The following is a 16,570-nucleotide window of genomic DNA, read 5'->3' as shown; positions in this document are numbered from 1 at the left end:
TCATCGCCTATCGATCAATCCACGAGATTTTCAAGTAATTCTTCTAGTTTCATTCCTCTGGAAGCTTTGATAAGTACGACGGTGTCCGCTGTTAACTCTTGACGGACGTGATGGCTTAACGTTTGTTTGCTTGTAAAATGATGCGTTTCAATGGAAGGGTTTTGTTTATCTACAGCATCCGATATAGCCTTGGAATGCTCACCGATCGTATAAACCGCATGGATCTTCTCATCGATCGCATCGGCTACGGTACTGTGCAGCATTTCGGATTGTTCCCCTAACTCAAACATATCACCTAATATTAACACTTTCCTGCTTTTGGATGTCAATTGACTGACAACTTCAATGATGGCTTTCATAGAAGTCGGTGATGCATTGTAGGCATCATTAATGATCAAGGAACCATTGTGTCCTTCATGTTTTTCAAAACGCATGGCAGACATTTGCAATTGCTGGAATCCTTGTTGGATCTCTTGCTGAGATAGGCCTAAACGTTCCGCAAGAGCAATGACGTATGTAGCATTTTTCACATTATGTTTCCCGGCCATTGGCAATTCAAAGAACTGCCCATCGACTTTAAACGTACTGCTCTCGTCTGTCAATTGCAGGACCTCCGCCCGATAGTCCAGCTGGTCTCCAAACCCACAAGTGACCGTCCAGTCCTTAGACTTTTGTTCTTGGAGTAGAGGCTCATCTCCATCAAGGATCAAGGCCCCTTCTTCAGAAAGACCTTCTGTAATTTCAAGCTTCGCCCCGGCAATCCCTTCTCTGGAACCGAAGTTCTCGATATGGGATTCTCCGATATTGGTTATGATGGCATAACTTGGTTCGGCAAGTTTTGATAAAACAGAAATTTCCCCCGCGCGATCCATTCCCATCTCCAGAACGACAGCTTCTGTTGCTGGATCCATGGAAAGGACTGTGAGAGGGAGTCCAATATGATTATTGAAATTACCCGCTGTCTTATGTGTTTTATATTTGACTTGAAGAACCGATGCCGTCAAATCTTTCGTTGTCGTTTTTCCATTTGATCCAGTAACGCCGACGACGACAGGCTTTACCTTTTTCAAATAATACGTAGCCAACTGTTGAAGAGCTTTCGTCGTGTCTTTAACAAAAAAGACAGGGAAGTCTGTAGGTGTCAACTTCGGCAACGGCTGATCTTCCTGCCACAACGTTGCGACCGCTCCCTGCTTAATGGCGTCTCCAAGAAAATCGTGCGCATTGAAATTCTCTCCTACGATTGGGACAAATAAGCTTTGTTTGGCTGTTTTACGGGTATCAGTCATTACCGATCCAAGTGGAATCTGATCCGTTGCTGCTCCTTGTTTTTTCGAAAAAAGTTGTGATAGTTCATGGACTTCTAAATTCATGATGGATGCTCCTTCATTTCTCTTAATATCGTACGGGCCACTTCACAATCATCAAAATGATGACGGATGCCTTTAATCTCTTGATAGGTTTCGTGTCCTTTTCCTGCAATGAGGACAACATCTCCTGTCTTTGCATAGTCAAGCGCGTACTTGATGGCTTCTTTTCGATCCTCGATCAGTTTATATCGGCCTTTGACGTGAGCCGTCATATCTCTGAATATCTGCTTAGGGTCTTCCGTACGGGGGTTGTCATTGGTGAAAATGACCCGATCCGCATAGTCGACACTTACTTTTGCCATTTGAGGACGTTTGCTGCGGTCCCGGTCCCCGCCACAGCCGACCACGACTGTGATGGTTCCTTTGCACAAATCGCGAAGCGTCTGCAGCACGTTTTTCAGCGAATCCGGGGTATGAGCATAGTCTACGACAACACCAAATCCCTGGCCTTCTCTTACGGGCTCGAATCTTCCTTTCACACCTTTGGTCTGTTGAAAGGATCGCTGGATCGTTTCTAAGGGGACGCCTGACAAAATCGCTGCGCTCGCAGCAGCCAGCATGTTGTAAATACTGAACAAACCCATCAAAGGACTCTCAATGGAAACGGCACCGATCGGAGTGGTCATAATGAAGGTTGTACCCGTTTCTGTCATCGTGTATTCCTCTGCTTTAACATCCCCTTGTTCGAAAATGCCATAAGTCAGCAATCCTTGAGAGGTCGAACGGATAAATTTCTTTGCAAGCGGAGAATCATTATTAATCACAGCGAATTTCTCACGTTCCTTATTATACCCATTCCCTAATTGCGCGAACAATAGGGACTTTGCACGAAGATAATCATCGAAATTTTCATGATAATCCAGATGGTCCTGAGTCAAATTCGTAAATACAGCGATATCAAAATCACAACCGTACACCCTGCCTTGATCAAGCGCATGAGAAGACACCTCCATAATCGCATGATCGACGTCTGCTACATGCATTTTATGAAAATAGCGCTGTAAGGTCAGGGCATCCGGTGTGGTATTTTTCACAGGGAACGTCTCTCCTGCAATATTTACTTGAATGGTCCCGATGATTCCTGTCTTTTTTTTATGCTGCTGAAAAATTTCCTCCAGCAGATAGGTGATCGTCGTTTTACCGTTCGTTCCAGTGACACCGATGACGTGGAGGGACTCTGAGGGGCATCCGTAAAAAGCGGCGGACGCCATGGCAAGCGCTCTTGATGTATCGTTTACGAGGACGGTAGGAACAGGGACGGCTACCTCTTCCTCGGCAATGACTGCTACAGCCCCTCGTTCCACAGCCCCCTTCGCAAACCGGTGTCCATCAACATCCACACCGCGCAGACAGACAAACACATCCCCAGGCTCCGTCGTCCTAGAATCCATAGAAAGGCCTTTAACCTGGAGGTCTGCCACTGATTTCGTCACTTTATAAAATGGAATATACCGCAAGAGTTTCTTCATTTTCATATGTGTCACCCTTACCTGATCACAAGTTTTATTATACCAAACGTAGGATTAATTCCCTAGATACACTCGAATGGTCGAACCACTTGGAACTTTGACACCTGCTTCAGGAGCCTGCGTAATCACTTTAGAACCACTTCCACTGACTTCCACTTCTAGGTTCATCAGCATTTGGCTTAATTCTTTCTTCTCCATCCCTGTGACATCAGGAATCTCTACTAAGGGCTCATCCGGCCAGGCGTATTCTTTTTCCAAACCGTCTTTTCTAGGTTCAACCCCTAAAGCGCGCAGGCTGTCCCCCATGATGTTCCCGACGATCGGGGCAGCGACGACACCACCGAACTGAACCGTATTCTTTGGGTTGTCGATAGCTAAATAAACGACAAGTTCAGGATCATCCGCTGGGGCAAACCCGATAAAAGACACAATGTGGTTATTTTCCATGTACCTACCGTCCGGGCCGACTTTTTGGGCGGTACCGGTTTTCCCGCCTACACGAAACCCTTCCACGTACGCCCCTCTCCCTGTTCCTTTAGCGACAACACTTTCGAGAGCACGCCGGATCTCTGCAGATGTTTCTTCAGAGATCACCCGTTCTTTGAGTGTTGGTTCATTTTTTTCCAATGTTTCACCACTGACCGGATCGAGCCATGCTTCCTGGATATACGGCTCATAATAATAGCCTCCGTTCACCGCTGCCGCGACAGCCATGACCTGTTGTATCGGAGTCACGGATACACCTTGACCAAACGCTGTTGTCGCTTGTTCTACTGGTCCAACGTTCTCCGGTTTGAAGAGAATCCCTTTTCCCTCCCCTTCAAGGTCAATGCCAGTCTTTTCACCGAATCCGAACCGATCGATGTACTCAAAAAGCCTCTCTGTTCCCAGTCGTTGACCGAGGGTGACGAATCCAGGGTTACAGGAGTTTTGGACGACTTCAAGGAAAGTCTGATCCCCATGCCCGCCACGCTTCCAACAGCGGAGGTTGGCTCCGTCTACTTTAATCGATCCGGAGTCATGAAAATGTTCGTCATCCAGATCCACAAGATCTTCTTCAAGAGCGGCTGCTAGGGTAATAATTTTAAAGGTGGAACCAGGCTCATACGTACTCCACACAGGTAAATTCCTATTATAGACCTCAGGCTTGACTTGTTGATAATTGGCAGGATCAAAATTAGGGCGCGTTGACATCCCTACGACCTTGCCTGTATCTGGATCAACCGCCAAAGCGACAGCTCCATCAGGGTTGTATCTCGCTTGGGCAATGTCAAGCTCCCGTTCGATGATGGCTTGGACTTTATAGTCGATGGTCAATTGAAGGTCTTTCCCATCCACGGGCGGTTTATAAATATCCGCCATGTCAGGCATGCGTTTCCCTTTGGCGTCAGAGAAAAAAGACAACGCTCCTTTTTCACCCCTCAATTCCTCGTCGTAGTACGCCTCTAATCCGAGCAATCCCTGGTTATCGATTCCACTGAACCCCAAAACGTGTGATAAAAAAGATCCATGAGGGTAGTACCTCTCCGAATCCTCGGCAATATAGACACCGGGCATTTGCAAAGACTGGATGGCTTCCGCCTGTTCCTCACTGATCTTACGCCCTTCTGGGTGAATTCTCTCAATAGAAGTCACTTTCGTTACGTGAGAATAGGCTTTTTCTACACTCATGTCCAAAATCTGTGCGAGGTTTTGGGCTGTCTGATCCGCATCTTTCACTTGTCTCGGGACGACCATGACCGTCGGTGCAGACTGGTTTCCAACAAGCACTTCCCCATTGGTATCAAGGATCTTCCCCCGTTCGGGTTCGAAGGTAATATCCCGGCTCCAGGATTCCTCCGCCTTGGATATAAGGAAATCACTTAAGAAGAATTGGACATACCCAAGCCTCCCTGCGATGACAAAAAAAATAACCATTCCAACAAGAAAGACAGCGACTAATCGTTTCTTTACGACCACTTGTGATACTCGTCTCATCGTAATAACTCCTTTTTGAAGTCAATAGAGTCAGCTTGTATCACTATATGCAATCTAGAAACGATTAGAACACTGCCTGGAATGGTGTCACCCCTCTCTCGGAGGAGCTAATTCAACGACTAAATAACCGCCTTCTTTTATGCTGGATCCTTCAGGTATGCTCTGTTTTTCAACGAAGCCGTTCCCCATCGTCTCGATATTCAAGTTGAAATGCTTCACAATTCTGTGCACATCCCTCGCTGAATATCCGCTCAAATCAGGCATCGTCGGTTTGTCTGTTATGATCATCATCCTTTGATTCTCCACGACTTTCGTTCCCGGTTGTGGAAGGACTGCAGTCACTTCGCCACCGTTACCGATGACTTCTACATTGGAAAACATTTGTTTCAGCTCATCTTCTGCTTTCGAAGTGCTTTTACCGATCACATCTGGAATGGTTAGTGGAGAAACCGATTCTTCCACTTCTTTATCCGGTTGGATATCCATATAATGGAGGCTGTTTTCTAGTACTGTCCTTGAGATATAAGAAACAGGCTCAGAACCTAGTTCTGTCACTTCGAGATCCGGCTGCTGAACAGCGACGTAAATAAGAAGTTCCGGATCTTCTTTCGGAGCCATGCCCATGAAGGAGAAGATGTAGTTGTTCCGACCAGTCAAATATCTACCATTTTCAATCATTTGAGCTGTACCCGTTTTACCAGCGAGCGTGTAATCATCCAACTTGAATGATTGTGCGGTCCCTTGTTCTGATGTGACGACGGTCCCCATCAGATCGCGAATCTGCTTGGCTGTGCTTTCTGAAATCGGCTGACTCATCTCTTCCGGCTCATTTTCTTTTAGCACTTCACCTGTTTCACTTGAAGTGATCTTAGACAACATGTAAGGGCGCATCATCTGGCCGTCATTCGCAACAGATGTGGCTGCTGTCATCAATTGGATAGCCGTGAAAGTGGAGCCTTGTCCGAAAGATGTCGTCGCCTGTTCTGAAGGCTTCTCAAAAACAAAACGGCCATTTTTCTCATTCGGAAGATCAATCCCTGTCTTCTCGTCAAAATTAAAATCAGTCATATATTCTCGTAATTTCGTAGGACCTAGTACCTCAAGGGCGATTTTAGACGAGGCTACGTTAGAGGATCGTTGAAAACCTTCATCATAGGAAATCGGTCCCCAGCCTTCCCCATTGTTATGGTCCCCAATCGTATGACCTGGCACTTTGTATGTTCCGGACTTAAACATATCGCTCCCTTTATAAACCCCTTCTTCCATTGCAGCTGCCCAAGTGAAAATCTTCATCGTTGAGCCGGGTTCGAAGGTATAGGAAACAATGTCGTTGTACCAATTATCCACTTCTCCAATATCGTTGGGGTTGTAACTCGGCCGGTTACTCATCGCTAAAATTTCACCTGTATCCGGGTCCATGACAGCTGCCATGATCTTTTCCGGGCTGTACTGTTCATCCACCTGTGAGAGTGCATCTTCCAAGAAGGTCTGAATCTTTTGGTCGATGGTCAAATGGACATCATTCCCGTTTTCAGGCTCTGTCATCACTTCGTTCGGATCTAACAGTTTCGTTCCGTACTTATCCCGTTCATAACTGATTTTCCCTTTTTCTTCTTGAAGGTGTTCTTCCATCTGCTTCTCGACTCCTGTTACACCATTAATGTTTCCATCCTGGCTACGGGCAAAGCCGATGACATGGGAAGCAAATTGGCCGTTTGGATAATAGCGCTTCGACTCCTGCTTAAATTCAATGCCGTTCAATTCAAGCTCTTCAATCTTTTCTTTCGTCTCTTGTGAAATGGATCGCCCACTGGACCCGAATTCCACTTGAAAGCGTTCATTCTCCTGACCTTCTTCAATCGTTTCTCTGATCTCACTTGCTTCCATATCAAGCAGTGGAGACAACTTTTCAGCTGCCTCACTTGGATCTGTAACATGTCGAGGCGGGTCAAGGTTCACCGAATACTCCGGATCTACGATGGCATAAATTCTATATGTCGGACGGTCATAGGCAAGGACCATGCCGTTTTTATCATAGATTTTCCCTCGGTCTGCATCGATTTCGTAAGAACTCGTACGAATATCTTCTGCCCATTTTTGCAAATCGACACCTTCTACGGTCTCTGCGGTCTCAATGTAAATGAAACGCCCCGCAATGATGAAGAATACAATCGCAAAGGCGACCATCAAAAATGCGGAGCTTTTATTATGGTTTCGACTTTTCATGATGAAATCACCAGCCGTTACTCGTTATTTATTTTACCGGCTTGCTTCACTTTGGCATTCTGGATATTCAATCCATTTTCTTTGGCAATGCTTAAGATTCGATCCGGGTTACTAAGTTCTTTCACCTGGTAAGCAAGGTTTTCATTTTTAGACTCCTGCTGTTGGATCTCTTGCTCCAGTCCGCGGATATCACGATTGATCCCATCGGTCTGAGCGGATGTCTGTACAAGAAACACGGAAGCTGCGAGCACAGCCGTCGTTGCAAATGAATAGAGGAACTTCTCCCCTGTACTGATCCATTTCTTCTTTTTATGTACCTTTACTTTAACCTGTTTCTGTCTATCAGGCTGTTGTAAAGGCTGCTGTTTTCTAATCTGTTCAGCACTCATGTTTGTTTCCACCCTTCATTAAATTCAAATTCCTTATTCCAAGGTTTGACTTTCTCGATAATCCTCAATTTAGCAGAACGTGAACGACGATTCTCCTCAAGCTCTGATTCATCGGCTACAATAGGCTTTCGGCTGACCAATCGAAAAGGTGGCTGTTTATCTTCTGGGATCATCGGGATGTTTTTCGGCAATGGAGGGTTTGTGCTCCATTTTTTGAATGCCTGCTTACATAACCGATCTTCTAATGAGTGGAAGGTAATGACGGCGATACGCCCACCGATTCCCACAACTCTTGCTGCTTGATGAAGGCTGTCTTGAAAAGCACCAAGTTCATCATTTACAGCAATACGAATCGCCTGGAAAACCCTTTTCCCAGGGTGGCCGCCCTTCCTTCTGGCAGGAGCAGGAATTCCCTCTTTGATGAGTTCAACCAACTCTCCAGTCGTTTCAATGGTCTTCTCTTCTCTTGCGGCTTCAATTTTTCTTGCAATTTGTTTCGAAAACTTTTCCTCTCCATATTTAAAGAAAATACGAACGAGGTCCTCATAGGGCCACTCATTGACCACTTCTTTTGCACTGAGTGAGGCATCCTGGTTCATCCGCATATCCAGCGGAGCATCCTGATGGTAGCTGAACCCTCTCTCTTCCACATCCAATTGAGGACTGGAAACACCCAGGTCATAAATAATACCATCGACTTCCGTTACCTCTAGCTCTGCTAATTTCTCTTCCAATTGACGGAAGTTGGCACGAACAAAAGTCACACGGTCCTGGTAATCTTTCAGACGATCTTTTGCGGCATTTAAGGCAATTTCATCCTGATCAAAAGATATTAATCGGCCTCTTCCCTTCAGTGCTTTGGCAATCGCTTCTGAGTGCCCGCCACCTCCTAGGGTACAATCGACATAGATGCCTTCTGGGTCCAAATCTAAATGTTGTATGGTTTCACTTTTCAATACACTATAATGTTCAAACATGGTTTCACTCGTTTCTATCGAATCAGATATCAAAATCCAACATATTTTCTGCAATCTCAGAGAAGGACTCTTCCGAAGCCTCGAAATAACTTTCCCATTCATCATGACTCCAAAACTCGATCCTATTGGATACGCCGATGACGACACATTCTTTTTCTAATGATGCATATTTTCTAAGGGGTTGTGGAATGTTGATTCTTCCTTGCTTGTCTACTTCACATTCAACAGCGCCAGAGAAGAAAAAGCGGGTAAAAGCGCGGGCATCTTTTTTTGTTAAGGGGAGTTTTTTAAGCTTCTCTTCAAGCAGCTTCCACTCGTTCATAGGATAAGCAAACAGACACTGATCTAAACCTCTGGTGAGGACAAAGCTGTCACCAAGGTCCGGGCGGAATTTCGATGGCACGATGATCCGTCCTTTTGTATCAATGTTGTGTTGAAATTCACCCATGAACATAGAGTCTCCCCACCTTCTAAATTCACCTTACCACATCGCCCCACTTTTCTCCACTTACTTTTTAATCATTCTCCCCCCATGAAAAAAATCCTGCCTGGAAAGGCAAGATTTTAAAGGGTTTTTCACTATTTTTTGAGGTGGGGAATGGTGGAGGACACTCCCTACAAATATACGACATAATGATCGTTTTCAAAGCTCAAATGGTGTCTGTTCATCTGCTGAAACAGCGTCATTCCATACCCGTTCACCCATGGGACGATGCTCCACATTCTCTCCTGCAATCCTCCCCCAGGATGAAGGGTGCATTCCATGTTATTAAACTGATCTATTTCATGCTTGTGACGGGCTTCGATAGAATGGTGGATTCGTTTTTCGAGAAAATCAATGTTCTCTAAAAGGTATTCCAGGTTTTTTTCAGCCAGTTGGCCGAGATCCGCACTTAAAGCCGCCGACTTATCACGAAGGGGTGCATGAACAGTCTCTATTTCTTTCTTCACCTGCTCCGTAAGATGGTGAACCTGAGGTGTGCTTTGAGAAGCGATCCAATTCATTTTCTTCCCCTTCACTCCAGAGCGGATGGCTTCATCTGTTGGAATATGAAATCTATCCAGCTGTTGGCCTGTCTTCCTGTCAATCATCGTAAAGGATAGACGCGGAAGGACAGGCGGCATACATAATTCCGCCGCTTCAAAAGCAGGTTTTAATACAGACCAGTAGTTGATTTCCCCAGGTCCGCCGATAAAGGCGAGAACAGGGAATAGGGCTTCCTGCATCAACGGCCTTGTCACTACATTATTACTGAGAAGTTCAGGTGTTTCTTCCGCGACCTTTAACAGCTCCGCTTTCGTTAGGACGACTTCGTTATTTTTCCCCCTGAAGTTACCTTCTTCGTCTCGCATAAGGAGAACTCTCTCTCCTTCGAGGTTGTAAAACAAATGGGCATCGTCAAGCTCACTATCCAGGAGTGTTTCATACCCTTCCTGGCGGTTCTTCTGCAAGACCGCGTACACACCACTGGCAATTTCTCTGTTCTTCTCAATCATCGTATGAAAATACTTCGTCTCAAGACGGCGGACTTCCGGCGCATGAGCATCGATTAACACCAGACCTTCGTCAGGGAAAAGATGATAAACCACTTTGGCAAAAAAGTCACTGTAAGAGTTGGATTCTCTCAACAACCTCTCCACGGCTTTGTAAAAATCCTGCGTGTGCTCTGTTTCCTGAACCATTCCAAATACGTCCTTCAACCAGGCCGAAGCTTTTTGTTGATCCATGCTGATCTCAGAGACGGAAGATTTTGTCTCGGGGGTATGATCAATGGTCAACTTTTTCATCTCATTTCCCTGCTTCATCATGATATGGTGAATTTCATCAAAATCATGATCTTCACCGGCAATCCAAAAAACAGGGATGACCGGTTTCCCAAGGGTTCTTTCCTTTTCTTTCGCAAGCTGCAAAACGGAGATGATTTTATGCACAGAATAAAGCGGTCCCGTAAGCAATCCAGCTTGTTGGCCTGCAATGACGACGACACTTTCTTCATCCTTCAGCTTCTCAATATTTTCAAGCGTTCCTTCAGGTGCCTCCCAGCGTTTATTCATACGATTCAGGACATGAGAAAGCTCATTTCTTTGATAGGTTTGATTTCTTAATTCAGATAACCGACGTTCCCAAGTAGATTCTTCAAACGGGTGGTGGTTAAACCGATCAGCTATTTTTTCAAAATCGTTTTTATAATCACGAAACAATGTTTGTTTCGGTTCCAGTTTAATCGGTTCGATACGCATCTCTATACGACTCCTTTATAGGCAATTGTTACATGGGTTTAATATGTATCCTATTGTATTGTACAAAAAACCACCACAGACTTCACATTATCTGTTTGCATCCTTCAAATTTTATATAAACTCACTTTTCATGAAGACCCAGTTTCGACGCTTTTGTTGAGTGGATGGGACTGCGGGGAATAGCTCGCTTTCCGCGGGAGCGCGGTGAGCCTCCTCGGACTGCGTCCTGTGGGGTCTCACCCTGCACCTTTTTCCCGCAGGAGTCTCGCCATTCCCCTCCGTCCCTTTGTCATATAAATATCTCGAAACCACTCCAAAAAAGGTGCGTTCTATATATATTAGAAGCTGTAACACAAAGCTTCCATGGTATGGATAGAGTTCATAAACGCTTGTTATAGAACGGTTTTTTACTATAGGTAGTGATGATGGAAGTTGCTCCTTCTTGGTACACGGGTTCGTTTCTCAAAGATCGCGAATGGGGTGGTTGGGAGGCTGCGAGACTCCCGTAGGAAAAAGGAGATCGGCGAGATCCCTTAGTGCGTCAGACCGCCCGAGGAAGCTCGCCACTCCCCCACAGGAAAGTGTTCAAATGCGGAATCGCCCTGGTAGACACGACTGGCATAAGCAGAACAGCAACGGAATGTGTCCTTTCATTCCTTTGCTGTTCTGCTTATGACGCGAGTGTCTGGGCGATGGAGCTAGACGAGTTGCTTCCCAACCACCCCTAACGCTCAATTCAGCAACGAACCCCAAATATCTCGATACTAAATCTTCCATAATCCTGCCATATGCTTTAATAACTAATAAGGACTTTAACCAGTGAATAAGCACACAGAAAGATCCAGGGGGATTTTTGCATGGATAAGCACAGCCTTTTTGGTTTGGGCTGTGCTTATCTTTTGCTTCCATTATTTTATGTCAGACGGTCGAATTCATGTAAAAATGCTGGTCATACCTCAACTGAAGAAGACCCTTGTAACAAGACCAAACGTGCTCAAACCCATATAGAAAAGGATGAACAAAAGGAAACTTACCCGCCAAAACCCTTTGAGCGCTCGGAAAAGGCGGACTTCTTCATTTAGTTTATATTGTGCAATCATAGACATGCCCAGGAGAACTAGAAGGAAGACGATGATGAACGGTAAAAAACTGCGTTCAAACAAGACGACAAGCAGCACATGGACCGACATGATAAATACGGGCGCAGTATAGTTCGCAGTACGGTGCAGGGCTTTCAATTTATGCTTGCTCCATTTTCTGGCACATAGATAGAAAACGACTAAGAAAGGAAGTGGTAATGTAATAAGGAAAGCAATCGTGTAAATGATCAGATCACTCATCTTTTTCGAACTCCCCTTTCATATTCGATTGCATGAATCGCATGGACAACGAAGCGATGATAAGGAAGTGGTTTTTTTCCATGATTGAGGATGTACCCACTGATGCTGTCCACTTCTGTCAGCCTGTTTTCTGTGATGTCCTTCAACATCGAAGAATGGTTATCTCCAGTTGCTTCAGCTATCTCTTTCACTCGCTCCCATTCTTCAGAAAAGGAAAGACCTAGAACGGAACAAGCTTCCTTGCACAACAAGCACGCCAGTTCATTTATGGATGGGTTCGTGAGGATGGAACGATTCGGTTGAGAGAATAATGCTGTAAGAGGGTTGATGACCGTGTTTATAATTAATTTACTTTTTAACATAGGTTCATATTGTTCTTTAAAGAAAACTGGAAAATCTGCTGTATGTAATTCCTTTGAAAGGGATTGCACATCTCCGGGGTCCAGGTTCTCATAGACGGCAATCTGTATGTTTCCCTTTCCTTTATGAACGACTCTGTTTGGGCCTTTAGCGAGCGCCCCGTGTTCAATAACGCCGACACAGCTTTTCAAACCGGATCGTGTTATTTTCTCCAAATGTCCCATTCCGTTTTGAAGGAACAAGTATGGGCTGTCACTGGGAAGGTCTTGTTGGAGAAAGTCATCCATCGCATATTGTTTGATGGTAACCACCCACAAGTCGTATCCTTCGCTCATCTCTGAACCAAGATGCGCATAAACAGGTACAGGTTCTGTCAGCGGCTCGCAGATAATCCCTTCTGATGAAAGGGCATTTCTTTGTTCTTCATTTTTAACAAACATATGTACCTCGTGGTGTCTACCTAAATAGGCCCCTGCCAATAAACCTATGGAACCCGCTCCTATGATTCCTATTTTCATGATCTCTCCTCATTTCGTACTAATCTGCTTCACCATTGTAGCAGATTCCTAAACGATATTGCAGTCGATTCTTGTCCAATGTATTATTATTCATTTCATTCTGAAAATTTTTATATTATAATATAGGTAGATACAGATATTTGAAAGGGGATTCTTTCATGATGACGAAAACAAGAGTTCAACCTTTATTAGTCAATTACAAAACACTCGAGGAATTTAAACGGTTCAAAGAATACGGGAACCAGGAACTTGCGATGCTCGAAGACTTAGAGAGCAATATTGTGGAGAACGACAGCGAGTCGCCATTTTATGGGGTTTATTATGGTAGCGCTTTAGTAGCCCGTATGAGTTTATACCGGGTGAAAGCGAAATACGATCACTACTTTGATCCTTCTCAGGACTACCTGGAGCTTTGGAAGCTCGAAGTCCTACCGGATTACCGTGGGTTAGGCTATGGGCAAGCACTCGTAGAATTCGCTAAAAGCTTTGAATTGCCAATTAAAACGAATCCTAGAATCAATTCACATGGGTTTTGGGAGAAGATGGGCTTTCAGAAAGCTCATTATGACGTAGAGCGTGACCTTGGAGAAAATCCACTGATCTGGATGCCTTCAGGCGTGGAAGAAAGAGACGTAAACGCATAAATATGAATGAGGCCGCTACACATGGTTGTAGGGGCCTTTATTTATGATGGGAAATGATATCAATGGCTGGTGAAACAATCGTTCAAACACCACTCTCGCTTTTTCTTTTTTCTCTTACCCAGTGGACGAGTTTATCCATTTCATTCCAAGCCGCTTCCCACTGTTTCAATTCTTCTCGGAGTTTCTCGTTATCTTCGTTGAGCTTTTTCAATTGGGTTTCTAAGTTTTCCTTCCCATAATCTTCAAACTGCTTTGTTCTCATTTCTTTCAAAAACGAGATGGCGGCATCCAAAGACATGGGAGTATCATCAGATGACTTTGAGGATGAATAAATTGTCCGTGTTGCTTTGCGGCTATTTTTAGCTTCCTGGATCTCTTTCTGATATTCTTTCCGCACGGTCGCATTCCACCTGAATCCGCATGCAGCCGGCGTTCTGTGCAGTTGTTCAGCCACTTCCTGGAAGGCTTCCAGCTGAGTCTTTCCTTCACGAATGTGCTTCAAAACCGTTGTCGCCAATAACAGATCTTCCTCATCCTTCCAGGCGTCTTGTCTCGGGGCATCCATAGCATCCCTCCTCTATCGTTTGCTTATAGTTATGCAAGAGGGGTGATTGATAGAATCCCATTTCTTATCTTTTTCTCTTAGCTTCAAAGTTCCGAACCGCATTTTTATGCTCATCCGATTCCCACAAAAGGGAACATTGTCTGACCTCACAATCCATACGTTCAGAGAGTCTTTCGAAATCGATGTGCTCTAAATACTGCCGCTTAAATATTCTCATTTGTTCAGGTGTTTTATTTAGAAAAGAACGAAAGATTTCCTCTCCCCAGTTTACCGTAATCATCTTATGTAACCATCCGATTCGATAGACCTGCTCCCCTGTGTACATGTCTGCATCCATTAACCAATGGGCAGCTACATCGTTTTTTACCCGCTGATAAAGGAGCGCACCGCCTCCCCAACCGGGTGTGATTCCTAGATTCGCCTGAACGAAACCGTAAGAATTGCTTTCGATCCCATATCTGAAATCACAAGCAGTAGCAATTTCACAACCCCCACCCCTTGCCTGGCCGTTTAATACCGCGATTGTCGGGACAGGAAAAGTAGCCAGTTCATATAGCACTTCTTTCATTGGATGCAGAATCTCATAGGCTTGTTCGGCATTCATATCCCCATGAAGTTCACGTAAGTCTCCTCCTGCACAAAAAGCACGATCCCCTGCTCCTGTAACGACAAGGAATTTCAAGTTTTCTTTCTTCAACTCTAAAATCGCTTGATAAAATTCTTTCGTCATCTGTTTGGATATGGCATTCAACTTTTCCGGTCGGTTCAGTGTTAAAACGGCATACCCTTCTCTCTTTTCTACCAAAATGAATTGTGACACTCTCTCCACCCCTTTCAATACTAATGTACCAAAAATCCCCACCTTTTGTTCAACAATCTGTCAGGAGTTCTGTATGACTCGATTTCGATACTTTTGTTGAGTGGATGGGGGCTGCGGGGAATGACTCGCTTTCCGCGGGAGCGCGGTGAGCCTCCTCGGACTGCGTCCTGTGGGGTCTCACCCTGCACTTTTTTCCCGCAGGAGTCTCGCCATTCCCCTCCGCCCCTTTGCCATGGAAGATTCTCGAAATCACTTCTAGAGAAATCTGCTTGTCAGATTGAATAAATAAGTAGCGCTTTATACCTGCGTAGGAAGGAAGAGTGCCCTTTACTACATTGATGTAGCAGGCATATAGAAATTAACATCCTCAGCTCCTTCTAGGTAAAGTAGCTTATCCAGAAGTAGTTTCGAGATCCTCTTATGGTCTAGGGGCGGAGGGAAACGGTGAGACTCCTATGGGACGTGTGGGACAGGTGAGACCCCGGAAGGCGTAGCCTGAGGAGGCTCACCGCCCGCCCCATGGAAAGTGTTCAAATGCAGAATCGTCCTGGTAGACACGACTGGCATAAGCAAAACAGCAACGGAATGCGATTTTTCATTCCTTTGCTGTTTTGCTTATGACGCGAGTGTCTGGACGATGGAGCTAGACGAACTGTTTCCCGGAGCCCCTAAACTCCAACAAACATCTCGAAACTGAATCTTCCACAAACGGGAGCGTTAGTGAGGCAATTGAATGAAAGAGCATAAAAAAAGACCTGACGGTTGTCAGGTCTTTTTTCTTATGAACTTAGTCGTTCACCACTTGTTTTCCATTATATTGTCCACAAGATTTGCAAACATGGTGTGGTTTTGAGTACTCGCCACAGTTATCACACTGAACCATTCCTGGTGCGTGAAGTTTCTTGTGAGTACGACGTTGGTTTTTGACTTTTTTAGACGTTTTACGCTTAGGTACTGCCATGTTGTACACCTCCTTTAAGGGATTTCTGAGAACCATAACATAGTGTTTTACTCGTTCTCTTCTTCATTTAATAATGATTGCAGTTTAGCCATTCGAGGATCCACTTTCTTTTCCTCAGGTTCCTCTGTAACCACCTGCCAGCCTTTCCCTTCCTGGGGGGCTGCTTCATGAGCCTCATCATCATGGGAAAAAACGCGAGTCGGAATCTCCAACTGTACATTTTCCTTGATATAAGGCGTTAAGTCAAGCACTTCTCCATTCACGGAATGAACTTCAGAGTCATCTTCTTCTGTATGGTAAGGTGACAGATTAAATGCCTCCAGAGCATCAATGTGAAATGGATAAGTCACATCAACTAACGTTCGGGCACAAGGCAACACCATTTCTCCATCAATCGAAAAAGTTACCGTTATATCATTTCCTCGAGTCATTGCTTGACCTTTGACATGAACAGGGGAAATCCTGCGAATGTCATTGTTCAGTTGTTCTAATTCGCGAATATCTACGTCATCCTCAAAGAAGAACGGCTCATCGCCTGTCTGCTTGAGTTTTTGTAGAGGAAATTTCATAGTTATCACCTCATGGCAACAAGAGTTATTGTAAAAGGATTTCGCTGATTTGTCAATATTTTTTCTTTACAGCATATCCTTATTCTCGTGCGGTTCTTATAAGTTTCTCATATTTCACAGTTAGGAATGCGAATTTTCCATAGT

The 16,570-nt window shown here is 44.8% G+C and carries 15 protein-coding genes; 1 reads left to right on the top strand and 14 read right to left on the bottom strand.

Annotated elements, in window-relative coordinates; all coding sequences use genetic code 11:
- Window positions 1-14: 14 nt before the first annotated feature.
- The 10 genes from ACXACN_RS04030 to ACXACN_RS03985 form a co-directional block, all read right to left on the bottom strand.
- Window positions 15-1,373 carry a UDP-N-acetylmuramoyl-tripeptide--D-alanyl-D-alanine ligase gene (locus tag ACXACN_RS04030; protein ID WP_474962515.1) on the bottom strand — a complete coding sequence of 453 codons (1,359 nt, stop codon included), beginning with the start codon at window positions 1,371-1,373 and terminating at the stop codon, window positions 15-17.
- Window positions 1,370-2,845: a UDP-N-acetylmuramoyl-L-alanyl-D-glutamate--2,6-diaminopimelate ligase gene (locus tag ACXACN_RS04025; protein WP_474962514.1), complete on the bottom strand. Its 1,476-nt coding sequence runs from the start codon at window positions 2,843-2,845 to the stop codon at window positions 1,370-1,372. Before ACXACN_RS04025 ends, ACXACN_RS04030 begins: the two co-directional genes overlap by 4 nt.
- 48 nt (window positions 2,846-2,893) lie before the next feature.
- Window positions 2,894-4,816, bottom strand: coding sequence for a stage V sporulation protein D (locus ACXACN_RS04020; RefSeq protein ID WP_474962512.1), 1,923 nt, complete (start codon window positions 4,814-4,816; stop codon window positions 2,894-2,896).
- 87 nt (window positions 4,817-4,903) lie between these two features.
- Window positions 4,904-7,042, bottom strand: a complete 2,139-nt coding sequence (locus ACXACN_RS04015) for a penicillin-binding protein (RefSeq protein ID WP_474962511.1) — start codon at window positions 7,040-7,042, stop codon at window positions 4,904-4,906.
- Window positions 7,043-7,059: 17 nt separating this feature from the next.
- Entirely contained in the window at window positions 7,060-7,431 is a 372-nt protein-coding gene (gene ftsL, locus ACXACN_RS04010; protein ID WP_474962509.1) for a cell division protein FtsL, read from the bottom strand.
- Complete coding sequence (gene rsmH, locus ACXACN_RS04005) at window positions 7,428-8,408, bottom strand: 16S rRNA (cytosine(1402)-N(4))-methyltransferase RsmH (protein WP_474962507.1); 981 nt, start codon at window positions 8,406-8,408, stop codon at window positions 7,428-7,430. The genes ftsL and rsmH overlap by 4 nt, the downstream gene beginning before the upstream one ends.
- A 22-nt stretch (window positions 8,409-8,430) precedes the next feature.
- Entirely contained in the window at window positions 8,431-8,862 is a 432-nt protein-coding gene (gene mraZ, locus ACXACN_RS04000; protein WP_089652804.1) for a division/cell wall cluster transcriptional repressor MraZ, read from the bottom strand.
- Window positions 8,863-9,023: 161 nt separating this feature from the next.
- A complete protein-coding gene (gene bshC, locus ACXACN_RS03995) occupies window positions 9,024-10,649 on the bottom strand; it encodes a bacillithiol biosynthesis cysteine-adding enzyme BshC (RefSeq protein WP_474962505.1) in 1,626 nt (541 codons plus the stop codon).
- Window positions 10,650-11,605: 956 nt separating this feature from the next.
- A complete protein-coding gene (locus tag ACXACN_RS03990; protein ID WP_474962503.1) occupies window positions 11,606-11,989 on the bottom strand; it encodes a DUF3397 domain-containing protein in 384 nt (127 codons plus the stop codon).
- On the bottom strand, window positions 11,986-12,867 hold the full coding sequence (locus ACXACN_RS03985) for a 2-dehydropantoate 2-reductase (protein WP_474962502.1): 882 nt from the start codon (window positions 12,865-12,867) through the stop codon (window positions 11,986-11,988). Before ACXACN_RS03985 ends, ACXACN_RS03990 begins: the two co-directional genes overlap by 4 nt.
- 158 nt (window positions 12,868-13,025) lie before the next feature.
- Here ACXACN_RS03985 and ACXACN_RS03980 point away from each other — a divergent pair, with 158 nt between their 5' ends.
- Entirely contained in the window at window positions 13,026-13,511 is a 486-nt protein-coding gene (locus ACXACN_RS03980) for an N-acetyltransferase (protein WP_474962500.1), read from the top strand.
- Window positions 13,512-13,593: 82 nt separating this feature from the next.
- Here the strand turns inward: ACXACN_RS03980 and ACXACN_RS03975 are convergent, their stop codons facing one another.
- The 4 genes from ACXACN_RS03975 to ACXACN_RS03960 all read right to left on the bottom strand — a co-directional run bounded on the left by ACXACN_RS03975 (window position 13,594) and on the right by ACXACN_RS03960 (window position 16,426).
- Window positions 13,594-14,076, bottom strand: coding sequence for an RsfA family transcriptional regulator (locus ACXACN_RS03975; RefSeq protein WP_474962499.1), 483 nt, complete (start codon window positions 14,074-14,076; stop codon window positions 13,594-13,596).
- Window positions 14,077-14,140: 64 nt separating this feature from the next.
- Window positions 14,141-14,896: an enoyl-CoA hydratase/isomerase family protein gene (locus ACXACN_RS03970; protein WP_474962498.1), complete on the bottom strand. Its 756-nt coding sequence runs from the start codon at window positions 14,894-14,896 to the stop codon at window positions 14,141-14,143.
- 787 nt (window positions 14,897-15,683) lie between these two features.
- Window positions 15,684-15,857 (bottom strand): 50S ribosomal protein L32, encoded by a 174-nt coding sequence (rpmF, locus tag ACXACN_RS03965; protein ID WP_035505553.1) that lies wholly within the window; start codon window positions 15,855-15,857, stop codon window positions 15,684-15,686.
- 47 nt (window positions 15,858-15,904) lie between these two features.
- A complete protein-coding gene (locus tag ACXACN_RS03960; protein WP_474962496.1) occupies window positions 15,905-16,426 on the bottom strand; it encodes a YceD family protein in 522 nt (173 codons plus the stop codon).
- Between the last annotated feature and the right edge of the window lie 144 nt (window positions 16,427-16,570).

The sequence above is a fragment of the Halobacillus sp. AWM4_238 genome, from assembly GCF_056158265.1.
The sequence above is the reverse complement of the archived record's forward strand: the minus strand, read 5'-3'. Positions and strand labels throughout refer to the sequence as shown.